This window comes from Gordonia sp. LMA167 (genome assembly GCF_058130025.1).
In genome coordinates, this window is sequence record NZ_CM176708.1 from 6,602,225 (window position 1) to 6,626,398 (window position 24,174).

Annotated in this window: 24 protein-coding genes; 13 read left to right on the top strand and 11 right to left on the bottom strand. The window is 66.6% G+C overall.

Annotated elements, in window-relative coordinates; translation table 11 throughout:
- The first annotated feature begins 146 nt into the window (after window positions 1–146).
- The 3 genes from ACVT6V_RS29625 to ACVT6V_RS29635 are packed head-to-tail and all read left to right on the top strand — an operon-like array spanning window position 147 to window position 2,495.
- Complete coding sequence (locus ACVT6V_RS29625) at window positions 147–1,535, top strand: L-serine ammonia-lyase (RefSeq protein ID WP_489897617.1); 1,389 nt, start codon at window positions 147–149, stop codon at window positions 1,533–1,535.
- Between the two features lie 17 nt (window positions 1,536–1,552).
- Window positions 1,553–2,236: a hypothetical protein gene (locus ACVT6V_RS29630; protein WP_489897618.1), complete on the top strand. Its 684-nt coding sequence runs from the start codon at window positions 1,553–1,555 to the stop codon at window positions 2,234–2,236.
- Between the two features lie 31 nt (window positions 2,237–2,267).
- Entirely contained in the window at window positions 2,268–2,495 is a 228-nt protein-coding gene (locus ACVT6V_RS29635; RefSeq protein WP_489897619.1) for a DUF3263 domain-containing protein, read from the top strand.
- Window positions 2,496–2,550: 55 nt separating this feature from the next.
- On the opposite strand, the gene ACVT6V_RS29640 is transcribed toward ACVT6V_RS29635, so the two are convergent.
- The gene (locus ACVT6V_RS29640) at window positions 2,551–3,903 is read right to left on the bottom strand and encodes a hydroxysqualene dehydroxylase (RefSeq protein WP_489897620.1); all 1,353 of its coding nucleotides are present in this window, start codon (window positions 3,901–3,903) and stop codon (window positions 2,551–2,553) included.
- Window positions 3,904–4,204: 301 nt separating this feature from the next.
- On the opposite strand from ACVT6V_RS29640, the gene ACVT6V_RS29645 reads away from it, so the two are divergent.
- On the top strand, window positions 4,205–5,242 hold the full coding sequence (locus ACVT6V_RS29645; protein ID WP_489897621.1) for an aldo/keto reductase: 1,038 nt from the start codon (window positions 4,205–4,207) through the stop codon (window positions 5,240–5,242).
- 61 nt (window positions 5,243–5,303) lie between these two features.
- Window positions 5,304–6,161, top strand: coding sequence for an LLM class F420-dependent oxidoreductase (locus ACVT6V_RS29650; protein ID WP_489897622.1), 858 nt, complete (start codon window positions 5,304–5,306; stop codon window positions 6,159–6,161).
- Between the two features lie 18 nt (window positions 6,162–6,179).
- On the opposite strand, the gene ACVT6V_RS29655 is transcribed toward ACVT6V_RS29650, so the two are convergent.
- Entirely contained in the window at window positions 6,180–7,427 is a 1,248-nt protein-coding gene (locus ACVT6V_RS29655; RefSeq protein ID WP_489897623.1) for a sensor histidine kinase, read from the bottom strand.
- Between the two features lie 4 nt (window positions 7,428–7,431).
- A complete protein-coding gene (locus tag ACVT6V_RS29660; RefSeq protein ID WP_489897624.1) occupies window positions 7,432–8,148 on the bottom strand; it encodes a response regulator transcription factor in 717 nt (238 codons plus the stop codon).
- 104 nt (window positions 8,149–8,252) lie between these two features.
- Between ACVT6V_RS29660 and ACVT6V_RS29665 the strand changes: the two genes are divergently transcribed.
- The 4 genes from ACVT6V_RS29665 to ACVT6V_RS29680 are packed head-to-tail and all read left to right on the top strand — an operon-like array spanning window position 8,253 to window position 12,180.
- Window positions 8,253–9,320, top strand: a complete 1,068-nt coding sequence (locus ACVT6V_RS29665) for an AAA family ATPase (protein ID WP_489897625.1) — start codon at window positions 8,253–8,255, stop codon at window positions 9,318–9,320.
- On the top strand, window positions 9,317–10,237 hold the full coding sequence (locus ACVT6V_RS29670; RefSeq protein ID WP_489897626.1) for a DUF58 domain-containing protein: 921 nt from the start codon (window positions 9,317–9,319) through the stop codon (window positions 10,235–10,237). Before ACVT6V_RS29665 ends, ACVT6V_RS29670 begins: the two co-directional genes overlap by 4 nt.
- Before the next feature lie 9 nt (window positions 10,238–10,246).
- A complete protein-coding gene (locus ACVT6V_RS29675; RefSeq protein ID WP_489897627.1) occupies window positions 10,247–11,191 on the top strand; it encodes a VWA domain-containing protein in 945 nt (314 codons plus the stop codon).
- An 11-nt stretch (window positions 11,192–11,202) separates the two neighbouring features.
- Entirely contained in the window at window positions 11,203–12,180 is a 978-nt protein-coding gene (locus ACVT6V_RS29680) for a S1C family serine protease (RefSeq protein WP_489897628.1), read from the top strand.
- Window positions 12,181–12,866: 686 nt separating this feature from the next.
- On the opposite strand, the gene msrA is transcribed toward ACVT6V_RS29680, so the two are convergent.
- Together msrA and msrB are read right to left on the bottom strand one after the other, a co-directional pair.
- On the bottom strand, window positions 12,867–13,415 hold the full coding sequence (gene msrA, locus ACVT6V_RS29685) for a peptide-methionine (S)-S-oxide reductase MsrA (protein ID WP_489897629.1): 549 nt from the start codon (window positions 13,413–13,415) through the stop codon (window positions 12,867–12,869).
- On the bottom strand, window positions 13,412–13,930 hold the full coding sequence (gene msrB, locus ACVT6V_RS29690; RefSeq protein WP_489897630.1) for a peptide-methionine (R)-S-oxide reductase MsrB: 519 nt from the start codon (window positions 13,928–13,930) through the stop codon (window positions 13,412–13,414). Before msrB ends, msrA begins: the two co-directional genes overlap by 4 nt.
- Window positions 13,931–14,070: 140 nt before the next feature.
- Here msrB and ACVT6V_RS29695 point away from each other — a divergent pair, with 140 nt between their 5' ends.
- Together ACVT6V_RS29695 and ACVT6V_RS29700 are read left to right on the top strand one after the other, a co-directional pair.
- On the top strand, window positions 14,071–14,457 hold the full coding sequence (locus tag ACVT6V_RS29695) for a TA system antitoxin ParD family protein (RefSeq protein ID WP_489901064.1): 387 nt from the start codon (window positions 14,071–14,073) through the stop codon (window positions 14,455–14,457).
- A complete protein-coding gene (locus ACVT6V_RS29700) occupies window positions 14,454–15,038 on the top strand; it encodes an ATPase (RefSeq protein ID WP_489897631.1) in 585 nt (194 codons plus the stop codon). Before ACVT6V_RS29695 ends, ACVT6V_RS29700 begins: the two co-directional genes overlap by 4 nt.
- A gap of 34 nt (window positions 15,039–15,072) precedes the next feature.
- Here the strand turns inward: ACVT6V_RS29700 and ACVT6V_RS29705 are convergent, their stop codons facing one another.
- Window positions 15,073–16,047: a Gfo/Idh/MocA family protein gene (locus ACVT6V_RS29705; protein ID WP_489901065.1), complete on the bottom strand. Its 975-nt coding sequence runs from the start codon at window positions 16,045–16,047 to the stop codon at window positions 15,073–15,075.
- 67 nt (window positions 16,048–16,114) lie between these two features.
- Complete coding sequence (locus ACVT6V_RS29710) at window positions 16,115–17,386, bottom strand: hypothetical protein (RefSeq protein WP_489897632.1); 1,272 nt, start codon at window positions 17,384–17,386, stop codon at window positions 16,115–16,117.
- A 92-nt stretch (window positions 17,387–17,478) separates the two neighbouring features.
- On the opposite strand from ACVT6V_RS29710, the gene ACVT6V_RS29715 reads away from it, so the two are divergent.
- Window positions 17,479–18,981, top strand: a complete 1,503-nt coding sequence (locus ACVT6V_RS29715; protein WP_489897633.1) for an SNIPE associated domain-containing protein — start codon at window positions 17,479–17,481, stop codon at window positions 18,979–18,981.
- A 389-nt stretch (window positions 18,982–19,370) separates the two neighbouring features.
- Here ACVT6V_RS29715 and ACVT6V_RS29720 read toward each other — a convergent pair whose 3' ends face one another.
- Window positions 19,371–20,207 (bottom strand): SDR family NAD(P)-dependent oxidoreductase, encoded by an 837-nt coding sequence (locus ACVT6V_RS29720; protein WP_489897634.1) that lies wholly within the window; start codon window positions 20,205–20,207, stop codon window positions 19,371–19,373.
- Window positions 20,208–20,372: 165 nt separating this feature from the next.
- Between ACVT6V_RS29720 and ACVT6V_RS29725 the strand changes: the two genes are divergently transcribed.
- Entirely contained in the window at window positions 20,373–20,795 is a 423-nt protein-coding gene (locus ACVT6V_RS29725; RefSeq protein ID WP_489897635.1) for a carboxymuconolactone decarboxylase family protein, read from the top strand.
- A 103-nt stretch (window positions 20,796–20,898) separates the two neighbouring features.
- Here ACVT6V_RS29725 and ACVT6V_RS29730 read toward each other — a convergent pair whose 3' ends face one another.
- From ACVT6V_RS29730 to ACVT6V_RS29740, 3 genes are read right to left on the bottom strand one after another with little or no spacing between them, the layout of a single operon-like run.
- The gene (locus tag ACVT6V_RS29730; protein WP_489897636.1) at window positions 20,899–21,909 is read right to left on the bottom strand and encodes a substrate-binding domain-containing protein; all 1,011 of its coding nucleotides are present in this window, start codon (window positions 21,907–21,909) and stop codon (window positions 20,899–20,901) included.
- 44 nt (window positions 21,910–21,953) lie between these two features.
- On the bottom strand, window positions 21,954–22,907 hold the full coding sequence (locus tag ACVT6V_RS29735) for a sugar phosphate isomerase/epimerase family protein (RefSeq protein ID WP_489897637.1): 954 nt from the start codon (window positions 22,905–22,907) through the stop codon (window positions 21,954–21,956).
- Window positions 22,908–22,940: 33 nt separating this feature from the next.
- On the bottom strand, window positions 22,941–24,110 hold the full coding sequence (locus tag ACVT6V_RS29740) for a Gfo/Idh/MocA family protein (RefSeq protein WP_489897638.1): 1,170 nt from the start codon (window positions 24,108–24,110) through the stop codon (window positions 22,941–22,943).
- Window positions 24,111–24,174: the final 64 nt, after the last annotated feature.

Below are 24,174 nucleotides of genomic sequence, written 5' to 3' on the forward strand. Positions count from 1 at the left end.
CCCGGACCCCTTGACCTGCGTCCCCAGGTACTCTACCGTTCAGACCCACAACTTATATATCACTTGGTGATCAATAAGTCTTCAGCTGTCGAGACGAAGGGGATGATCGTGCACACCCTCACCATCCGACCGGGGCAGGAGGCGGTATGACCGTCAGCGTCTTCGACCTCTTCTCCGTCGGCATCGGCCCATCGAGTTCTCATACCGTCGGGCCGATGCGCGCGGCGTCGCGCTTCGTCGCGGATCTGCAGACCATCGGCGCGGTCGATGATCTGCTGGGCATCCGCGTCGATCTCTTCGGCTCGCTCGCAGCCACCGGCGCCGGCCACGGAACGATGACCGCCATCCTCCTCGGACTCGAAGGCCACCGGCCCGAGGAGATCCGCACCGACGAGATGGAAGCGCGCATCGACGCGATGCGCGAAACCGGCACCATCAGGCTCGCCGGGGTGCGTGAGATCCGCTACGGCGAGGACCACATGGTCCTGCGTCCGCTGACGGTCCTGCCGTTCCACCCCAATGCGATGACGATCACGGCATACGGGGTCGGACGCGTGGAGCTACACCGTGAGACGTACTTCTCGGTCGGCGGCGGATTCGTGGTGACCGAGACGGAGAGCCGTGCGACCGAGGGCGACGACGCCCCACGCGGCGATCGCGGTTTCGACTCGGGCAAGCAACTGCTGGAGATGTGCGATCGTGACCACTGCAGCATCAGCGACGTGATGATGTCGCTCGAGCGTGACCTACGAACGACGGCCGAGATCCACGACCGCCTGCTCGACATCCGTGACGTGATGGTCGAATGCGAGAACCGTGGCATCGCCCGAGACGGTTACCTGCCCGGTGCCCTGCGGGTGAAGCGCCGGGCGAAGGACTGGTTCGAACGCCTCGACGCCGAGGACCCGGACCGTCGACCCGAGTTCGCCGAGGACTGGGTCAATCTCGTCGCACTCGCGGTCAACGAGGAGAACGCCTCGGGCGGTCGGATCGTCACCGCTCCCACCAACGGTGCCGCCGGTATCGTCCCCGCCGTACTGCATTACGCGTTGCACTACACGCCGACAGGGCGCGACGACCCAGACAGCACCGCGATCCGGTTCCTGTTGACCGCCGGCGCCATCGGCTCGCTCTACAAGCAGCGGGCGTCGATCTCGGGCGCCGAGGTCGGCTGCCAGGGCGAGGTCGGTTCGGCCGCATCGATGGCCGCCGCAGGACTCGCCGAAATACTCGGCGGAACCCCTGAGCAGGTGGAGAACGCCGCGGAGATCGCCATGGAGCACAGTCTCGGGCTGACCTGCGATCCGATCGGAGGCCTCGTCCAGATCCCGTGTATCGAGCGGAACGCGATCTCGGCGGGCAAGGCGATCAACGCGGCCCGGATGGCCCTTCGCGGCGACGGGACTCATCGCGTCAGCCTGGATCAGGTCATCGAGACGATGCGTACGACCGGCGCCGACATGCACACCAAGTACAAGGAGACCTCCACCGGTGGGCTGGCGGTCAATGTCCCGGTCAACTTCGTCGAATGCTGACGGACACGGAGGTAGAGATGACCCTGACCGACCACGACCTGATCGCGCGACTGGCACCGGTGCCGTCGGCAGCCGCGGCGTTCCTCCGCAGGACGCCTGCACCACGCCGCACGATCTTCGGCAGCGGAGTCCACACCGGCGCACTCGACGTGCTGCTCCGGTGTGCCGCCGACCGGGGCTCCGCCTTCGTCGTGTTCCAGTTGCTGTCCCCGTTTCTCCCCGGATCGAACGATGTCCGTCTCGACACGGTCGAAGACGTCCGAGACGTTCTCGACCGGTTCGTGGTGTCCGAGAGTGAACTCGAGTACGCGTTCGGGCCCAACTTCCGTGCGGTCACCAGCCATGCCTTCCGGGTCTCCGACCTCCTGCACGACAACGGCACCGCGAAGGTGCCCACCGCCACGGACAGCCACCGACGTCTCGGCGCCTGGCTACATGCGCGCGAGATCGCCTGGGAGTTCGGGCGGGTCGACCAGTGGTACCGCGCCCAGGCGGCCGCGTGGGAGCCCCGCTATGTCGACACCTCGCCGCTGCGGATCGAGGATCCGGCGGCGCGGGAGGTCGTGCTCGCCGTGCGTGATGTCGCCGCGGCCCTGAGCGTCGGCGACCTGGTCGGCCACGGCTTGTTCTCCCAGAACGACTTCGACATCCTCACCGCCCCGTGGCGTCAGGTCTCCGAAGCCGTGGCCACCTGTCGGTGATCCCGGCAGCGACGAGACGGAAGGACGATCGATGACCCGTACGCACAGCGATGACGACGTGCTGAGCTTTGCGATGACGTGGAGCAGTCTCGGCGGAGGGTCGGCCGAGGAGATCCGCGCCCGGTTCGGAGTCGAGCCCTGCGAGTTCTTCGCACAGGTCCATCACATCCTCGACACCCAACCCCCGCAGCATGTCTCGAGTCGGTCGATCGCACGTATGCGCCGGGTGTCGCGACATCGGCGTTGGCTCGGCACCTGAGTCTTGCGGCGATCTTCTGCCGGAACTCGCTCAACGCGCGTCGCGGGTTCCACGATCAGCGTGACTGTCCCACGTGCTCCAGAATGACCTCGACGGCACGCGCAGCACTCTGCGCAGCACCCTCCATCGTCGTGGTCCAGTCGGTGCGGGTCCAGTCACCGGCCAGCGCGAGCCCACGCACGGCGGTGCGTTGATCGGGCCGGACACCTGCCGTACCCGGTCGTTGCGCGAACGTCGATTTCGGCATGCGCACCACATGGCTGTGGATGACCTCGGCGTCGGCGGCTGCGGGGTAGTACCGCCGCAGCATATCCATCTGGATGGCGGTGATCTCGTCATTCCGCTTGTGTGTCAGCTCGTAGGCGGCGGAAACGGTCGTCGAGTAGAGGTGATGTCGTGACGCGTCGCGGCCGTGCATGCGCTGGCGGTCCCAGACCTGTTCGAGCACACCCTCACCGCCGTGCAGGATCTCGCCCCAGTCCGTCATGCCGATGGCCCGGTCGAGATAGAGGTTCACGCTCACGATGGGTACCGGGGTCAATTGCTCGGCCGCCGCGTAGATCTCTTCGTGGCCCGGCACCTGGTCGAGCATGCCGGTCACGTTCCACACCGGTACCGCGCAGATGACCGCGTCGGCGGCGATCCGTTCCCCATCGGCAAGTGTGACTCCGGAGACTTGCTCGTCGGCGACGTCGATCGAGGCCACCACGGCCCGGTGCCGCACCTGCACCCCGGAATCGGCGAACACCTTCTCCGCCCCGTCGACGAACAACGTGTCGAGGTCGACGGTCGGGTATCCGATCGAGATCGGTGTTCGGGTCTCACGCGCGCGCCGGATACCGGTGACGAGCAGATCGGCCGGCACCTTCGCCGATGAGATGTCGGGCTTGTCACCGGTCAGACCGATGACGATGCCGTCCCACAGCGCGTCCCGCGCCGACTGCGGCATCCCGATGCGGCGGAACCATTCGTCGGCGGTGATGTCGTCGAGCCACGCGGGCTGACGGAGCGCCTGCCGGATCAGCGTTGCCTGCGCGCGAGCCGTGCGCAGCCGGTCCAGACCGCGGACACCGGGCAGATCACCGACCGCCGCACGCACACCCGTCACCCCGCCGAAGGACGACCGCCGCGACGCTCCCCCGGGCATCCGCACCGTCATCTGGCCGGGGAAACGCACGTGCTCGCGGGTGCCGACGCTGTCCAGATATCGCATCAAGTGCTCGTACCCGCTGGCGAAGACGTGCTGACCGTTGTCGGGGACATCGTCGACCGCGGCCAGCGGCATCGCGATGGTACGTCCGCCCAGCGATCCGCGACGTTCCAGCACGGTGACCCGTTGGCCCGCCTCCGCGAGCCACACCGCCGAGGCCATTCCGGCCAGTCCCCCACCCACGACCACACAATGCATGCGACGAGAGTAGCGGTCAGTGTTGACTGGTGGAATAGATCGCGGCGGCACGCAGTTGAACAGCGCGACGGTCCCGGGATCTCTGCCCCCGGGCCCCATCCCTTTTCGCCGCTTCGAGCGGCCACTCGCCGAGAGGCGCATTGCCCGGGACCGTCCCCATCACCACTGCACATTCCGCCGACCGAGCCCGCCCGTCATCGGGCGTCGAAAACCAAGCACGTCGGCGAAGCATGTACTGACAGACCCTCCCTCGCACCGTCGGCGGTCTCTAGCCTTGGTTGAGACACGAAGGAGGTTTTGTATGCAGTACCGTCCGCTCGGCCGAACCGGTGTCCAGGTCAGCCCGCTGTGCCTGGGCGCAATGATGTTCGGCCCCTGGGGCAATGACGACAACCAGGACTCGATCCGCATCATCCACGCCGCCCTGGATGCAGGTATCAACTTCGTCGACACGGCCGACGTCTACTCCGGAGGCGTTTCCGAAGAGATCGTCGGCCAGGCGCTGCACGGTCGGCGCGACGACGTGTTCCTGGCGACGAAGTTCTTCATGCCGATGGGCGAGGACCCCAACCAGCGTGGTGGTTCCCGCCGGTGGATCATGCGCGCCGTCGAGGATTCACTGCGTCGCCTGAACACCGACCACATCGACCTCTACCAGGTGCACCGGCCCAGCCCCGACACCGACGTCGAGGAGACCCTCGGCGCGCTCACCGACCTGGTCCGTCAGGGCAAGGTGCGCTACATCGGCTCGTCGTCGTACTCGGGTTCGGAGATCGTCGAGGCCCAATGGGCCGCCAAACAGAATCATCTCGCGCGGTTCGTGACCGAACAGCCCCCGTACTCGATCCTGGTCCGCGGCATCGAAGAGGACGTGTTGCCGACGGTGCAACGCCACGGCATGGGCACACTGACCTACAGTCCCCTCGCCGGCGGCTGGCTGTCGGGTCGCTGGCGTAAAGACGCCGCCTCCACCCCCACCTCGAGCGCGCGTCCCAGCGCCCGCTTCGACATGTCGACCCCGGCCAATCAGCGCAAACTCGACATCGTCGAGGAACTCGCCGTACTGGCCGAGCAGACCGGGATCACCCTGATCGAGTTGGCGATCGCCTTCGTGATCAACCATCCCGGCGTCACCGCCGCGATCGTCGGGCCGCGCACCATGGAGCAGCTGCAGTCCTATCTGCCGGCCGCCGACGTCACGCTGCCGGCCGACGTGCTCGACCGCATCGACACCCTCGTCGCACCCGGAGTCACCATCAACCCCGACGACAACAGCTACGGCACCCACGAACTCACCCCGGCCGCACGACGCCGTACCGGCCTCGACGACCAGGGCTGAGACACAAACCGATTCTTCCGCCGCCCACCGATCTCCGGGGGCAACGATCAAGGAGAACCGCATGGAACTCGCACTGCACATCGCCGACTTCACCTGGACCGGCGGCGCCACCGAGCTCGGCCCGGCACTGGTCAAACATGTCCGTGACGCCGAGGCGATCGGGGTGCGCCGGATCAGCGTGATGGATCACTTCTGGCAGATCCGCGGCGTCGGGCCGGCCGAGAACGAGATGCTCGAGGCCTACTCCGCCCTCGGCTTCATCGCCGCCCACACCGAGCAGGCGCTCCTGCACACCCTGGTCACCGGCGTCACCTACCGCGAACCGGCGCTACTGGCGAAGGCGGTCACCACCCTGAATGTGCTCTCCGGCGGCCGGGTCGGCCTCGGCATCGGCGCCGCCTGGAACGACGAGGAGTCCGACGGCCTCGGCTTCGCGTTCCCGCCGACCGCGGAGAGATTCGAGCGACTCGAGGAGACCCTGCGCATCTGCCTCCAGATGTGGTCGGACTCCGAGGAGCCGTTCGACGGCGAGCACTACCGGTTGGGGCGGACCCTCAACTCGCCGCAATCACTGACCAAGCCACACCCGTACCTGATGATCGGCGGCTCGGGCGAGAAGAAGACGCTGCGCCTGGTCGCGCAATACGCCGACGCCTGCAACATCTTCGGCGGGCCGGAGGCCGCGCACAAGCTCGACGTGCTCCGCGGGCACTGCGACGCCGTCGGACGCGACTACGAGGAGATCGACAAGACCACCATCTTCCGGATCGATCCGGGCAGCACGGTCGATGACATCGTCACCACGGCCAACGAGATGGCCGCCGCCGGGTTCACTTCCGCCTACGTCTACGCCTCCGGCATCACCGAACCCGAGCGGATCATCGACCTCTTCGCCGCCGCGATACCGCGCCTGGACTGAGCCGACGCCCGACGGGTGTCACCGCGGTCCGAGCGGATCGCCCTCCGGCGGTCGGCCGCTTCGACCGGGCCGGGTGGCGTCGGCACGATCGGGCAGCCAGATCACAAAGGTGCTGCCCACGCCGGGCGCGCTGTGCAGCGCGAGGCGTCCCTCGTGTGACTCCACGATCTGGCGAGCGATGGTCAGGCCCAGGCCTGCTCCGGGCCCCGCCGCGCCAGGCCGCTGGTCTCCGGCCCGCCGGAACCGTTCGAAGACCCGCTGCTGGTCCTCCTCGGCAATGCCCGGCCCCTCGTCGCGCACCGCTATCCACGCCCACCCGTCGACGCTGCCGGCGGCGAGTGTGATCGTCGAGGCGTCCGGGGCCAGTCGCAAAGCGTTGCCGAGGACGTTGACCAGGGCGCGGCTGAGAGATTCGCGGTCGGCGTAGACAACCGGGCCCGCCGCAGAGTGAACGGCGAGGTGCAGGCCACGGTCGCGCGCGAGGAGTGTGTGATCGTGCGCGACGTCGGTGACGAAGTCGTGGATGTCGATACGCTCGTCGGCGAACGAACCGGATCGACGCCGGGCGGTGGCCAGCAGATCGTCGAGCAGACGCCCCATCCGGGCGGTCTGCCGGGAGACGATCGCGAGTGCTTCGGCCCGTTCGGCCTGGGTCGCACGGTCGTCGCCGAGTACCGCCTCGACGTTCGCCTGGATGACCGCGACGGGGTTGCGGAGTTCGTGGGAGACGTCGGCGACCAACGCACGCTCTGCGCGGAACGCGGTGTCGAGGCGCTCGAGAAGACTGTCGAGCGTGTCGGCCAGCGTCCGGAGTTCGTCGCGGGGTCCGGTTGCCCGGATGCGCTGCGAGAGGTCGGTGACACGGATGAGGTTCGCGGTGGTGGTGATGTCGCCGATGGGCCGCAGCATCCGCCCGGCGACGAACCAGCCCACCAGCAGGCTGATCAAAAAGATGACCGCCAGCGCGATCAGCGAATAGTTGCGCAGCGTGTCGAGGGTCGACTGGTTGACCGCTTGCTGCACGCTCTCCAGGTCGGCCGCCTGGAACGTCTCGCCCGACTTGTAGATCAGTGTCCCGTCGGGCTGGCGCAGGAACTTCTTGACCGTGAGCGGGTCCAGCGGCCGCGCATCGATGCTGTGACGCAGCGCGAGGTAGACCGCCAGCAGGATGAGTCCGGTGATCGCGAACAGCAACGTGGACGTCGTCAGCGCCATCCGTACCCGGATCGTGCGCAACGCACCCGGTACCACGAAGCGGCGCGTCATCGGCTCAGGAGCTCTGCGCGGCGGGTGGGGCGTCGGCGGATCGCAACCGGTACCCGCGACCGATCGCGGTGTGGATGACCTGTGCCTCGTCGTCGACGGTCAGCTTGCGGCGCAGGGTTCCAACGGTGACCCGGACGGTTTGGGTGAACGGGTCGGCGTGTTCGTCCCAGACATGTTCCAGCAGCTGCTCGGCGGAGACGACGTGATCGGGTCGCGACATCAGGAACCGAAGAACGGCAAACTCTTTCAGGGTGAGATCCACTTCGCGCAACCCGCGGCGCACGATCTGGCGGGCGGTGTCCATCGTGATGTCGCCGACCCGGATCAGCGACGAGTCCCCGGTGATCTCCCGACGGAGCACCGCACGCAGGCGCGCACTGAGCTCGGCGAGTGCGAACGGTTTCACGATGTAATCGTCGGCGCCGGCGTCGAGGCCGCGCACCCGATCCGGCAGGGTCCCCAACGCGGTGAGCATCACGATGCGCATGTCGCGCCCGGACCGCGAGTCAACGACACCGTCGCGAATACCGCGCGCCAGCTCCAGCCCGTCGCCGTCGGGCAGGGTCAGATCGATCAGTGCGACGTCATACTCGTTGACGGTCAACCGGTCCCGGGCGTCCTGCTCGGTGAGCGCAGCGTCGACCGCGTAGCCTTCCCGCTGCAGGGCGATACGCAGCGCACTGACGAGATCCTCCTCGTCCTCCACGATCAGCATGCGCATATCGCCCCAGAGTAGCGAGGACCGGCACATGCGGCCACGCGGCTTTCGGCGATCTTTCGTTCTGTCTTCCACAGGTTTTCGCACGTGCATGCTGAGCTGAGGCCATGACCTCACCCGATGACCGACAACCTCCACCCGATCTGCCGACCGCCGCCTCCGAGGCGCCGGTACCGGTCTCCCACCTGGCATCCGGCGCGGTCATCGAGCGCGCCCTGTTCGAGATGAAGAAGGTCGTCGTCGGCCAGGACCGGATGCTCGAACGGCTTCTGGTCGGCCTGTTGGCCCGTGGACACATCCTCCTCGAGGGCGTGCCCGGCATCGCGAAGACCCTGGCGGTGCGGACCGTTGCCACCGTGGTCGGGGGGACCTTCCGTCGGCTGCAGTTCACGCCCGACCTGATGCCCGCCGACATCGTCGGCACCCGGGTCTGGCGGCCGTCCACCGAATCCTTCGACATCGAACTCGGACCGGTGTTCGGCAACCTGGTGCTGGCCGACGAGATCAACCGCGCACCCGCCAAGGTGCAGTCGGCTCTCCTCGAGGCGATGGCCGAACATCAGGTCAGCATCGGCGGACAGACCTTCGGCCTCCCCCACCCGTTTCTGGTGCTCGCGACCCAGAACCCCATCGAGAACGACGGCGTCTATCACCTACCCGAGGCGCAGCGCGACCGGTTCCTGCTCAAGATCGACCTCGGGCTGCCCAGCGAGCTCGACGAGATGGAGATCCTCGCCCGGATGGGTACGCGGCCGCCGCAGGCGTCGCCGATCCTGGCGATCGAGGATGTCGCCGCGCTGCAGGACGCGACCGAACAGGTCTTCGTCCATCACGCCGTCGCCCACTACATCGTGCGCCTGGTGATGGCGACCCGCGATCCCGCGACCTACGGGGTGCCGGGGATCGGATCCGTGCTCGAGTACGGCGTCAGTCCACGCGGTTCACTGGGGCTGCTGGCCGCCGCCCGTGCCCTCGCCCTGATCCGGGGTCGCGACTATGTGCTGCCCGACGATGTGCGTGACATCGCGGCCGACGTCCTCGCGCACCGGATCGTTCTCACCTTCGATGCCCTCGCCGACGGTGTGTCGCCGCGCCGGGTCGTCGACGAGCTCCTCGCCGGGGTGGCTGCGCCGCAGATCGCGCACCGCGACGACGACTCCGAGCTCGCGTCGTGAGCACCAACCCGTTCGGCTCGGTCGACCTCGCTCTGCGACGGCGGCTCGACAGCCTCGTGCCCGGCGATCGTGACGGAGTCCGGCTCGGCGCCGGTTCCGAACGCGAAGAGGTGGTGAGGTATCAGCCCGGCGACGACGTGCGCCACATCGACTGGAACATCACGGCACGCTCGGCGGATCTGCACGTGTGGCGTCCGCGCGCCGACAATCAGCTCGACACGTGGGTGCTGCTCGACCTATCGCCGAGCATGGCGTTCGGCACCACGACCGGCGAGAAGCGCGAACTCGCCACCCAGGTCGTGTCGGCGGTGGGACAGCTGACCGATGCGCCCGGCAACCGGCTCGGGATCGCCACACTGTCCACGCAGGGCGTGCGATGGCACCGCCCCGATCGTGCCCGGGTCGCCGGCCACCGGTGTGCACGGTTGCTCACCGACCTCGATCAGCGCAGCGGCGAGGCCCCGCCGTTGGGTACCTCGCTGGAGGCATTCGCCCGACGGTATCGCCGGACCGGGTTGCGCATCGTCATCTCCGATTTCATCGATCCCGAGGGGCGGCTCGGTGGGCCGTTCGATTGGGAGCGCCCCCTGCGACAGCTCGCCGCCCGACACGACGTCATCGCGGTCGAGGTGTCCGATCCCCGTGAGATGTCGCTACCCGACGTCGGTTCGGTGGTCCTCGTCGATCCGGAATCCGGGCGGCAACGCACGGTGTGGACCGCCGATGCCGACCTGCGTCGGCGCTACCTCGCGGCCGCCGTCGCCCGGCGGTCGGCCATCCACAGATCGATCACCGCGGCCGGCGCCGAACACCTGTCGGTGGACACCGGCCGTGATTGGGTCCGCGATCTCGCCCGTTTCCTCCGTGCCCGGCGCCGCACCCTGAATCGGCGCGGAAGCCGAATGCGCGGACAGTAGAGGAGTGCCATGACCTTCCTGTTCCCCCTGGGGCTCCTGGTCCTCGTCCCCGTCGCCGTGCTCGCGATCTCCTACGTCGTCATGTTGCGACGGCGGCAGCGGTATGCCGTGCGTTTCGCCGCACTCCCGTTGCTGGACAGCGTGATCCCGGAGAAACCGAAATGGCGGCGTCATCTACCTGCCGGCCTGCTACTGGCAGCGCTGGGGCTGACCGGACTCGCGGTCGCCCGGCCCGAACTGCCGGTCCGGGTCCCCTATGAACGAGCGACGATCGTCGTCGCCATCGACACGTCGGAATCCATGCGGGCCCAGGATGTCACGCCCGACCGGATGACCGCAGCCCTCGATGCGGCAGGCGATTTCATCGAGCAATTGCCCGACACGTTCAACGTCGGCGTGGTGACGTTCGCCGGCAGCAGCAGGGTGATCCATCCCCCGGACACCGATCACGATGCCGCCCGTGCCAGCCTGGGCGCGGTCACCACCGAGTCACGCACCGCCATCGGCGAGGGCGTGCTCACCTCGCTCGACCAGGTCCGCAGCATCGTCGGCCCCGGTCAGGAAGAGCTGCCCGCGCACATCGTGTTGCTCTCCGACGGCAGCAACACCAGCGGCCGGTCACCATCGATCGCCGCCGAACAGGCTGCGGCGGCCGGCGTTCCGGTGTCGACGATCGCCTACGGCAGCGCCTCGGGCACCCTGGCCGCCGGCCCCTACTCGATCCCGGTGCCTGTCGACGCCGCCACCCTCGCCGAACTGTCCGACGCCACGGGCGGCCGCGCCTACAGCGCCGAGAGCAGCGACGAACTCCAAGACGTCTATCGCGAGATCGGTTCCTCCATCGGCTGGCGAACCGAACAGCGCGAGGTGACCCCGTTCGTGGCGGCGCTGGCACTGCTGTTCGGGCTGGTCGCGGCGGCATTCTCGCTGCGCTGGTTCTCCCGACTCGTCTGAGAAGGACACCCATGACCCGCTCACCGTTGCACCTCGGACAACCCAGTGGCCCCGACTTCGTCGTACCCGACACGAGGGCGTCCATCCCACGCCCGCCCGCGCCACCTCCACCGACGGTGCCGCGACCGACGGGGCAGGTTCCGTCGCGTGTTCAGCACACCGGACTCGGTGACATCCATCCGCGACCACCCGCGGTGGTGAACCATGCACACGCACAGACGGAGACGACCTCGCCACCCGACCGACATGCGCTCCCGCTTCGGTCCGGCGGTGTCGCCTTGCTCGCCGTCGGCTGTCTGCTGGCCGGCACCATCGCGGGAGGGACCGCCGGATTGATCGCCGCCACCGTCTACCCGACGCCTGCGCAGCAGACCTCCACCGCGCCGGGTGGGGTCGATGCCCGGGCGGGCGCGGCCACGCTGCTGCCGAGCGTCGTGCAGATCCGTACCGGCCAGGCACGCGGGTCGGGCTTCGTGTTCGATGACGAGGGGCATGTCCTGACCAACCACCACGTGATCGCCGGCGCAGGGCGCGTGGAGGTCCAACTCGCGGACGGTCGCACTGTCACCGGCCGCGTCGTCGGGAGCGATCCGGCCACCGACATCGCGGTGATCGCCCTGCCGGGGTACGCCCCGCCCCCGGCCGACCTCGGAGTGAGTGCGTCACTGCAGATCGGCCAGCCGGTGATCGCCGCCGGGTCACCCCTCGGTCTGTCGAGCACTGTCACCGCCGGCATCGTCAGCGCGGTCGACAGACCGGCCCAGCTGCGTGGACCGGGGCAGCTCCAAGCGCCGATGATCCAAACCGATGCGCCCATCAACCCGGGGAACTCCGGTGGCCCGCTCGCCGACCTCACCGGACGTGTCGTCGGCGTCAACACCGCGATCGCCACGGTCGGCGGTGCCGAGTCGGGCAACATCGGTATCGGCTTCGCCGTGCCGATCGATCGCGCGGTCCGCACCGCCACACGAATCATCGCGAACGGGTGACACGGCATCCGGCCGGACGGCCCACCGCGCTGACAGCACCGCCACCCCGCGCACCCCGCTCAGCACCGTCCACCCCGCGCACCGCGCTCAGCACCGTCCACCCCCGCACACCCCGCGCTCACAGCACCGCCCACCCTGCGCTGACAGCACCGCAACCCTGCGCACACCGCGCGGACAGCACGGTCCACCCCCGCACCCCGCGCTCACAGCACAGCCACCCCCCGCTCCCTGAGGAGCGAGGCGCCAGCCGAGCGTCACGAAGGGCCGGCCCTTCGTGACGGGCCTCCGCAAGCTCCGGCCCTCCTCAGGGACCGGGGCGACAAGCCTCCGCAAGCTCCGGCCCTCCTCAGGGACCGGGGCGACAAGCCCCCACAAGCTCCAGCCCTCCTCAGGGACCGGGGCGACAAGCCCCCACAAGCTCCGGCCCTCCTCAGGGACCGGGGCGACAAGCCCCCACAAGCTCCAGCCCTCCTCAGGGACCGGGGCGACAAGCCCCCACAAGCTCCAGCCCTCCTCACGGACCGGGGCGACAAGCCCCGACCCTCCCTAGGGACCGGGGCGGATGCAGCCCCAGATTTCCACGCTCATGTCCGCGGGCATCACCTGAGCGGCTCGCCGATTGGATCGTCCAGTCAGCGACGCTGTGTGGTGATGCCCGCGACGCGAGAGCCGGCGCCACAGCGCATCTAGCGGTTTGTGGCCTCGTCCCGCTTGGGCAGCACCCAACCCACCCGCGGGAAGTGGCAGGTGTAGCCGGTCGGGTAACGCACCAGATAGTCCTGATGCTCCGGCTCGGCCTCCCAGAACGGCCCGGCGGGTTCGATCGTCGTCACCGCCTTACCCGGCCACAGGCCTGACGCGTCGACGTCGGCGATGGTGTCCCGCGCGACCTGCTCCTGCTCCGGGGTCAGCGGGAAGATCGCCGACCGGTAGCTCGTGCCGACATCGTTGCCCTGACGATTCTTCGTCGACGGATCGTGGATCTGGAAGAAGAACGCCAGGATGTCACGGTAGGTGGTCTGCGTCGGGTCGAACACGATCTCGACCGCCTCGGCGTGACCCGGATGGTTGCGGTAGGTGGCGTGGTCGTTGGCACCGCCGGTGTAGCCGACCCGGGTGTCGAGCACACCCGTTTGGCGGCGGATGAGGTCCTCGACTCCCCAGAAGCAACCGCCCGCGAGGACGGCCGTCTCGGTGCCGGGACGACGGGTGATCTGTCCGGTGTCGGTGGTCATCGTGCGTTCTCCTCCGTGCTGGTGTCGGTTGTGCTGGTGTCGGTTGTGTCGGTGTCGGTTGCGCTCTCGATCGGTCCGAACAGCTCCCGGTAGGCGCCGTAGCCTTCCGCCTCGAGATCGGCGACCGGGATGAACCGCAGCGCTGCCGAATTCATGCAGTAGCGCTGCCCTCCCGCGTCGCGCGGGCCGTCGCCGAAGACGTGGCCGAGGTGGCTGTCCGCGCCGGACGAACGCACCTCGGTGCGACGCATCCACAACTTCCGATCGGTCTTGGTGCTCACCGCGTCGGCGTCGATCGGCTTGGTGAAACTCGGCCACCCGGTTCCGCTGTCGTACTTGTCGGTCGACGAGAAGAGGGGCTGTCCCGAGACGACATCGACGTAGATGCCCGGCTCGTGGTTGTCCCAGTACTCGTTGGCAAAGGCCGGCTCGGTTCCGTCCTGCTGGGTGACGCGGTACTGCGCGTCGGTGAGGCCGCGCACGGCCTCGGTGGTCTTGGGATACTGGTTGCTCACTACTCCCTTTCTGGCGCCGCTGGCTGCGGCGACACCATGCACAACAACCATCGTCCAGGTTTTGGTCCCGGCGGGTCCGCCGACCCGGACATGGCGTGTAGCAGGTTGCTACACTCGGTGGATACTGACCAGGAGGCATGATGACCCGTTCCGCCGACAAGGTCACCCGGTTCGACGCAGGCCTGGTCGACAGTGCGATCGCCGAAGGCCGTCGCCAACACCGCACCGGGCGCCAGCAGCTCGAATACTGGGCACGGGTCGGTCGCGCGATGACCGCACACGAGACCGCGTCGCTCAAGCGAGTCGAGGAAGCGGTGACGGGTCGTCAACCGACCACCGACCTGACCGCCGACGAGGGACGTGTCTTCAACGCCGAGATCCGGGCACGCATAGATGAGAGCCTGGCGTCCGCCGACTACCGACAGGAGCTCTCGGCCCGCGGCGTCACGACGGTCTCGCTCGACGAGGATGGACGGATGGTCGAAGTGCGGCCGGACGGGACTACTCGCGTCGTCGACGCCGAGTGAAACGCCTGGACCTGGTCATCGGCCCGAACGGTGCCGGCAAGTCCACGTTCGTCGAGCTCACCCTGGCGCCGCTGTTGCCGGCGAGCCCCTTCGTCAACGCCGATCTGATTGCGCGACAGCGCTGGCCTGACGACGCCGAAGCGAAATCGTATGAGGCCGCACGAGTTGCGGCGAGAACGCGGGATCATCTGATCGACGACGGTCGATCGTTCATCGCCGAGACCGTGTTCTCACACGAGTCGAAGCTCGGACTGATCGAGCGGGCGCACGACGCCGGCTTCATCGTGGTCCTGCATGTTCTGATCGTTCCCGAATCCCTGGCAGTTCTGCGCGTCGCGCACCGGGTCGCCGCCGGCGGACATTCGGTGCCCGAACACAAGATCCGTACTCGCCACCGCCGCCTGTGGCCACTTGCGGTGACCGCCATCCGTCTCGCCGACGAGGCCACCGTGTACGACACCGCCTCCGGTGTGGCACCTGCCATCGTCGCGGAATTCGCCGACGGGATCCTGATCGGCGCGGTGGCGTGGCCGGAATGGACGCCTCCGATCCTCCGGGATCTCGGCGGTCAGCCGTCCTGAGTCCCAGCCGCACGTGCACCCAGCCGAGCGGCCGTCAACCGGCTCGTGCCGCTGCCTCGATGGCCTCGACCGTCCGCAGCACGGCGAGCGTGCGCGCCTGATCCGCCGCAGGATCGTCCACTCCGTTCACGAGGTCGGCGAACCGCCGGACCTCGTGCACCATGTTGTTCTCCGGCCCCTCGAAGACATGATCGGTCACGGTGCCGTCGAGCATGGTCAGCCGGGCCGAGACCGGTTGGGTGACGTGAGAGAACGTGAGGGTGCCGAGTTCGCCCTGGATCTCGTCGACGCGGTCGGATGCGGTGATCTTCGAATACGACAGGTCGACGACGAATCCTTCATAGACCGCCAGCACCGCGCCCGCACCATCCGCACCGCCGGGAATCGGCACCGACGCCGCGAGGACGCGATCGGGTTCGCCGAACAACTCCACCATCGCTCCGATGGTGTACACACCCAGGTCGAGCAGGGCTCCGCCGGCCAGCGCCGGGTCGAAGATGTTCACCCGCTCCCCCGCGAGCACCTTGTCGTAACGCGCCGATCGCTGGCAGTAGGAGAACGATGCGCGGCGGAGGACCCCGAGTTCACCGATCAGCTCGGCGACTGCGGCCAGGCCCGGGTCGTAGCAATTGCGCATCGCTTCCAGCACCACCACACCCGCAGCAGACGCAGCCTCGACGAGGCGGGTGAACTCCGCCGCCCTCGGCACGGCAGGCTTCTCCACGAGCGCATGCTTGCCGGCCGCGATCACGCGCAGGGTCTGCTCACCGTGAATCCCGTTGGGAGAAGCGATGTAGACGGCATCGATGTCGGAGGAGGCCAGTAGTGCTGCCAGATCGTCGCTCGAAGATTCGAGTCCCGTCTCGGCCGCGAAGCCGGCCGCCCGTTCACCGTCCCTGGAATACGCGGTGGTGACACGCACCGCCGGCACCGCCGCCGCGGCGTCGATGAAGCGGCGGGTGATGGAACTCGTCCCGATCGTGGCGATCCGCAGCGCGGTGTCGGTCATCACGAGTCGATCGTAGGTGGATCACGCGTCCGCCCACGACGGATTCGCTGATGTACGGTGTTGCCCATTACCGCTGCCGCAGACCTGTCGTCGGCGGGATCGGTGCGAGAGCAAAGGGGTTTTTCGACAGGGATGCACCGAGTCCCGCTAGTGCCGCCGCCGGATCAACTGCCGCCAGATTCAGCCCTAAGAACTGTGTACGATCACATGCGACTGCAGCAAGCGGGATTTCCGCACGGTGGCCGGTCGCAGGGTCGATCTCGTTTGTGACCACGCTTAATGCGATCGACTCGATCCGTTCGCTGCGGTCGGCCTCGAACACCTCGTGGAGGGTTCGCAACGCGACTGCGCTGGTCGCAGCGTTGTAGCGAAGCCGCTGGTCTTTCTGCGAAATAGTGGACTCGCGAAGCTCGTCAGTGCTGGCAACGAATTTCACGGTCTTTACAGTCGGGAGTTCTGATGGCGCGGGGATAGACACAGTCACCACCAACTCCTTCAGATCACCGTCAAAGGTGTAATCGTGAGCGACGGGGAAGGCATCCGGGTAAACAGAGTTCGCAAGCACGATGCCGACGTACTCATCTATTGCAGCCGGATCATTTTGCCCGAGACGGTATATGAAGTCGTCGATCTCTGCATTGTGTTCATTGACGGCTGCCTGCCTTTCCTGGCAGGCCTCTTCGTACTCTCTGCGCGCATTTTCCAGGTCAGCTTGCCGCTTTTCTTCGGCTGCTATCGTCGTGCGCTGCAGTTCCTCGTTCTGTTTTGGTATGTCGACGGTCACCTGGTGTGACCATTGCGCATGTTCCGTCTGCCACTGATGAACCGCAGCGTTATAGGCGTGCTGGTGCTTCTTCTTCGATCCCAACTTGGCCAGCCCCGTCGGATCAGCCGGCGGTGCAAATGCGGGCTCCGGTGGATACTGTGCCCACTCGGGTTCCGGCACCGGTTCAGCGAGGGAGCCTGGGGCGAACGGAGGATGCTCTGCGGTCCGCTTCAGTAGCGCGAGATCCACGTAGTCGTCGACGCCCAGTGTCGCCGCGAGTAACCCGTCAATCTGCTCATTCACATCATTGGCGTATGCGGTGCGTTCCTCGGCCTTGGTGCGCATCGTCTCTCGATATCGATCCAGAGCCCGCTTCTCGGCTTCTTTTCTGTCCGCCTCGCGGGCGCGCTGCAGTTGAACCTGGGCTCGCTCGTGTTCGCGCTGCGCCCGCTCCGATTCACGGACCGCTTGATTATGCGCGCGAACCGCAGCGGCCTGTTGTCGTCGTTGCTTCTGCTCAGCGAGTCGTTGCTGCCTTTGCAGTTCGGCAAAGAAACCACGCCGTCGAGCCACTATCGTCTCCTCCGATCACAAATGTTTACCGGTGTCACTCTAGAGTCAGAGCAACAGACATACTCCCGTATTACCAAGGAGGTCCGCGAGCGATGACGTCGCCCGGTTGGTATCAGGATCCCTCAGGCGAGCATCAACTGAGGTGGTGGGACGGCACCACGTGGACCCAACACACCCGTCCCACGCCTGCGATGGCGCCGTCGTTTCCAACGCCAACGACACACGTTCCGCCGCCACCGCAACCTGCAGGTCCCTCTACCGGAAGCCACGCGGAAGGCGTCGAGGCTGAGACACCGGACCAGGACTCATTTGCTTCTGCGCTTGAGCACGCGCATCAGGAGCGTAACGCTCTGCGAGGACGGGTGACGGAGCTGCAAGACCTGGCGGAGAGGTTGCGACGTCAGGTCGATGATCTTCGGGCGGAGAATGATCGGCTCCGGCGAATTGCAAGAGAGCGCGAGGCGGCTCGGGGGCACGTCGAGGATGCCGGGATCGCCGCCGCCAAGACCGTTGAGCTCGATGACCTGAACGAACAGATCCGACTGGCAAGATCCGAACTCATCGAACTCAGAGGGCAAATTGAACTTCAGGATGTCGGTCTCTACGACTATGAACACCCGGCAGAGCACTCCGTCGAACTGTCGAACCGCTTAGAGAATGTGCGGCACCGAGTCAAGCAGCTTGCTCGAGCCAAGCAGGCCACGACCGCCGTCTCGAGCTTCACCTTCAACGGTTCACTCGCGCAAGGGCGCCGCTTTGTGGACCAGGTGAGCAAACTCCTGCTTCGCGCTTACGATGCCGAGGCAGAGAATTGCGTGAAAACCGTTAAAGCCGGGAACCTTGCTACCGCGCAGGCACGGCTACGCAAAGCGGCTGACCAGATCGCACAGAACGGCGAGATGATCGAGCTTCATGTCTCTGCTGAGTATCACGAACTCAGGATGGAAGAACTCGAATTGGCCGCCCGCCACCTGATTGCCAAGCAAGCAGAAAAGGAACTGGAGCGGGAACGGCGCGCGGAGCTTCGGGAACAAGAAAAGGCGAGAAGAGAACTCGAGGCCGAACGCGATCGACTCGACAAGGAACGCCAACACTATCTCAACACCATCGAGTCGTTGCGTGCACGTGGCGACGACGCTGGCCTCAAACGCATGCAAGAACGCCTCGACGATGTCGACACCCGACTTTCCAATGTCGACTACCGCATGGCCAATACCCGCGCAGGGCATGTCTACGTCATCTCCAACGTCGGCGCGTTCGGTGAACGTATGGTCAAGATCGGCATGACTCGCCGTCTCGATCCAACTGATCGAGTTCGTGAACTCGGTGATGCCTCAGTGCCGTTCCGGTTCGACACGCACGCGCTCTTCTTCGCAGACGACGCCGTCTCCGTCGAGAACCAACTCCACAAAGCCTTTGAAGACCGTCGAGTCAATAGGATAAACCAACGCCGAGAGTTCTTCTACGCGACCCCCGCCGAGGTACGAGAAGTAATACAGACTCAACTCGAGGGACAGGTCGAGCTCATCGAATTTGTCGAGGCAGCCGAAGCAGATGAGTACAGAATGAGTTCAACCAGCCAGCTGGCCGACTAACTTGCAATCGCGGCTTGAAATCTTCAGGCTGCGGAAACTCTCCACCACAACGGTCTTGAGTTCGGGACCGACCCATCCGAACTGGCTCGGAGTATACGAAACGGACGATATCGAGGGCCATTGGGCTGGGTAAACCCTTATGCGTTCGGCGATCACTACCCGGGAGACATAACCAGCTAGCCTGTGCGGACCTTTGGTAGTTGCGACACGCATGTCGAAGCAAACCTGACCGATATGTATCAATATCCTGCCCAACCTGAGAATGGGAGTACCCAGTCACGTCAGGAGAGTGACGTCTTTCATCGCGATTGGTCGTGACGTGCCTGCCGACGAAGTGTGGCGAAACAAGCTAGCTCCCCAACCAGCCCCTCCAAAACGGTGTTGCCGCGTCAGCCCAGCCCGACGAGATCGGCCGAGGCCGACCACAATCCGTCGATGATGTGCTGGTCGTGGGCCTGCCGGTTCTCGCGGCCGTTCGCGCGGTGCCGGTCGAAGTAGACGCCGTTGATCGTCGGGTCGGCCCCGCGGCGCGTCAACTCGATCAGCGGTTCGGCGCCTTTGGCGGGACTGATCGTCGCGATGTGGCGCAACGGTGTCCGATAGGCCAGGCCCACGAAGAACGAGTCACGGCCGAAGCTGGTGCCGACGGGTCCCGGATGTGCTGCAGCGGAATAGATCCCGTCGTCTGACCAGCGGGCGGCGATGCCGCGGGTGAACAGGATGTTCATCAGTTTGCTGGTGCCGTAGGCACGCATCTCCAGCGTGCGCTTGCGCCGCCGGTAGTCGAGATCGGACAGATCGACGCGACCGAACAGGTTGCCGACACTCGCCGTGTTGAGCACCAGCGCTCCGTTCTCGGCCGCCGTCAGCCGATCGCGCAGCAGGTGGGTGAGCAGGAACCCGGCGAGGTGATTGATCTGGAAGTTGGGTTCGTGATCGTCGGCGGTGCGCTGCTTCGGGTCAAAGGTGCCGCCGGCGTTGTTGAGCAGTACGTCGATGTGCCCGACGCGGTCGCGGATCTTGTCGGCCAGCGCACGCACGTCGTCGAGTCGGGCGTTGTCGGCGGTGAATCCGGTAGCCCCGGTGTCGGCGGTGACCGGCGCCAGCTTGTCGGCGGACCGTCCCACGATCACGAGGTCGACGTCGGGCCCTGCCAATTCCCGAGCTGCCACCGCGCCGATCCCGTCACTGGCACCAGTGATCACCACTGTCCGTTTCGAGGTCATCCTTGTCCCTCCCTACCGCGTGGCGTCGACGACATCCTCGCCGGTCCGGTCCGCCACACGGCCTCACCACGACGGATTATGTCCGGTGAACCGGTCGCCGTCGACCACGTCGGCGAATCCGGAGGCCGGCGCGTCGCGCGGCGGCGGCTCTGACACGATGACGTCATGGCGAACAACGACCACGATCCGTCCGACCGTGCTCCTGTCGACGAGGGTATGGCCGTGCGGCGTCAGGTGATGGGCGACGAGTTCGTCGACCGCGCCCTGACACGGACCGAGGGCACCGAGTCCGCCGAGCTCCAGCGATTCGTCACCGAACATGTCTGGGGCGGCATCTGGACTCGTCCGGGACTCGCCCACCGTGACCGCAGTCTGCTCAATCTGGGCATTCTCACCGCCCTGCGGGCGCACGAGGAACTCGCCGGACATGTCCGCGGTGCGCTGACCAACGGCGTCACGCGCGACGAGATCGTCGAGGCCATAGTGCATACCGCGGGGTATTGTGGTGCCCCGGCCGCACTGTCGGCGATGCGGGCGGTGCAACAGACCTTCGATGCGGTCGACGACGAGGAGCGTGGCGCTCGATAACGGCCGCTGTCGGGCGTACCCACTCGGTCGCGACCACGGCGTTCGACGCCGAGGCGGTCGTGCCACGGCACGACCGCCTCGAACCAGACTGACTGCGAAGGCGTCAGCGCGTTCCGGCCTTCGCGTACTCAGCGATCGCATCGACGTTGGACTTGTCGACGAAGGCCGGGCCGGTCAGCACCGCCTCGCCGCCGCCGATTGTGTCACCGTTGTTCAGATACAGCCAGAGGGAATCGACCGCGAGGTAGCCCTGCAGGAACGGTTGCTGATCGATCGCCCAGATCACCTCGCCCTTCTTGATCGCGTCGACCAGAGCAGCGTTGGTGTCGAAGGTCGCGATCTCCGCCTTGCTCCCGGCGGTGCCCTTCGCCTCCACCGCGGTCAGGGCGATCGAGGCATCCAGTGCGACAACGTGATCGATGCTCGGATCCTGCTGGAACTTGGCCGTCAACGCGGCCTCGACCGACGGCATGTCGGCGCTGTTGACGTTGATCAGCTCGACCTGACCACCGGTGAATCCCTTTTGCACACCGGCACATCGGGATTCCAGAGAGACGTTGCCCTGTTCGTGGATGATGCAGAGTACCTTCCTGGCACCCTCGTCGGAGAGACGCTTACCCGCGGCCTCACCGGCGATGGTCTCGTCCTGACCGAAGTACTGCTGGACACCGAGCTTCTTCCACTGATCGAAACCGGCATTCAGCCCGACGACAGGGATGCCGGCCTGCAATGCCCGGGAGACGGCCGGCGCCATCGCCTCCGGTTTGGCCAGCGTCACCGCGATCCCGTCCACCTTGGAATCCACCGCAGCCTGAACCAGATTGGCCTGGTTGGGTGCTTGCGGATCGGCCGAGTACTTCAGGTCGATGTTGTCCTTGGCCGCCGCGGTCTCCGCTCCCTTCTGCACCAGGTCCCAGAAGGCGTTACCGGGCACACCGTGCGTGACCATCGCGACGGTCATACGTGGGGTGTCGGCCTGTCCCGCACCCATGCCGGAGCCGCTGCTGTCGGGCTTGCCCCCGGTGCTCGAGCAGGCGGACAGGAACAACATCGATGCAGCCGCGATGGCTCCCGCCCCGGTCAGGACGCGGTGGCGTCGTCTCGATGTTCTCATCGTCTCGCTCCTTTGGTTGACGAGTACTGAAAGGGTGGAAGGGATCATCGATCCGCGGGCATCAGACCGACGCTCGCGAAATACTCACGGGTGCGGATCGCGATCCGCTTTGCGCTACCGGGCGGGGCCGGGTACATGTCCTGCTCGATGATGAGCCGGAAGTCGCGGTTCAACGCGGCGAGGTCCTTGAGCAGCGGTTCCATCGTCGGCACACCCAACGGCGGCTCGACCATGGCGCCGCGCTGGACCGCCTCGTAGAAACCGACGTGGTCTTCTCGAGCCTGCGCGGCGACACCGGGGTCCACCTGCTTGAGGTGGATGTAGCTGATCCGGTTGGGGTCTCGCGCGATGATCTCGCGGTTGTCACCGGAGCAATAGGAGACGTGGCCGGTGTCGAGGCACAGGGACACGGTGTCGGGATCGGTGTCGTCGAGAAACTTCTCGATGAAACTCTGGGTGTCCACGTGGGTGTCGACATGCGGATGGAAGCCCTGCGTGATCCCGAACGCGTCCTCGACGAGCCTGCCGAGCCTGGAATGACCCTCGGTGAGATTGCGCCATTCGTCTGCCGAGAGTTCCGCGGCCTGTGTCAACGCACCGGTGTGCAGGTCGGTGTACTGCTCCGGCAGCACCACGAGGTGTCCGACATCCATGGCCGACAACAGCTCACAGACGTCGAAGGCATCCTTGCGGGCCTGTTCGAATGCATCGGCTCCACGGTGCAGCGCGGTGCCGACGGTACCGCCGGTCAGCGAGAGCCCCTGCCTACCGAGTTCGTCCTTGAGCTGTTCGGGCTCGGTCGGCAGATATCCGAAGGGACCGAGTTCGATGGTCCGGAAGCCGGCCTCGACGACCTCGTCGAGGAACGTACTCCAGTGCGGCTGTTTCGGGTCATCGGGGAACCAGATCCCCCACGAGTCGGGGGCGGTGCCCAGACTCAGGCGGGCGAAGGTCGGATCGGCGGCGACCGTGTGGTCGTCGGTGACGGGTGAGTTCATCGGTGGTCCAATCGTTGTGGTGTCTGCGCGTACTCAGGCGAGGCTGCTCACCGGCTGCGCGGTGTCGACGTCGGTCGGCGCGCCGGTGGCGGCCGCGACTTGTGCGGCGTCGACCGCGCGCATCACGCGCAGCGCCGAGGAGAAGCTGGTGTCCATCGGCTCGTCGGCGAGGATGCAGCGCACGAAATGCTGGATCTCCGCAACGAACGCCTCGGCGTAGCCGGTGCCGACCCCGCCACCCGGCATCGCGGCGACATCGGAGAAATACGGGTGCTGCGGACCGGTGAAGACGCGGCGCGGGCCGCAGATCGTCGCGGGTCCCTCGTCGACATGAATGTGGAACTCGCCGGCCGAGATGGAATCGAACCGGGCATGGCCTTTGTCGCCGTGCACTTCGATGCCGAGCGAGTTGGGGATGCCCACGGCCACACGGTTGACGTGGATCTGGCCGATGGCCCCGTTTTCCAGCTCGACCGTGAGCAGAGCGATGTCGTCGGTGTCGACGGCCCCGGTCTTCTCTGAGCCCGGGATGGGCCGTTCGGTGATCACCGTGTGCAGCGTCGCGGAGACGATGCGACGGATCGGGCCGGCCACGTGCTGGACTGTGTCGAGCGCGTGGGTCCCGATGTCGATCAGGGCTCCGGCGCCGGCCGACTCCTTCGAGTAGCGCCAGGAGAACGGCGCATCGCTCGATGCTCCGTAGTCGGCGTTGTACCACGCGGTGAAGCTGCGGACCGCACCGATCGCGCCGTCGGCGACGGCGTCGTGCACCGCGGCAAGGCCGGGTAGTCGCCGGAAGGAGAAGCCGACCCCGGTGACCGCGGTCGAACCTTCGGCGAGGTCGACGAGTGCGGCGGCCTCGGTTGCGCTGCGTCCGATCGGCTTCTCGGCGAGCACGTGCTTGCCAGAGCGCAGGATCGCCGGCAGCACGTCGGCGTGCACGCTGTTCGGCAATGCGACGCTGATCGCGTCGATCGTCGGATCATCGAGCACCTCCCGCAGATCCGCGGTGGCCTCGGCGTAGCCGTATCGGTCGGCGGTACGGCGGGCGAGTTCGACATTCGGGTCGACCACGACGGCCAGGTCGACGGTCACCGCCTCCAGGCCGGCGGCCATGGAGACGTTGCGAAACCCGAATGCGTGTGCCTGCCCGGCGGCGCCCGCCCCGACGAGGGCGACCCGAAGAGTGCGACGAGGTGACATGGGTGGTCCTGCTTTCCTATCGAATAGATGACTTGGAGCGTTCCAGGCTTCAAACTGTAATCTG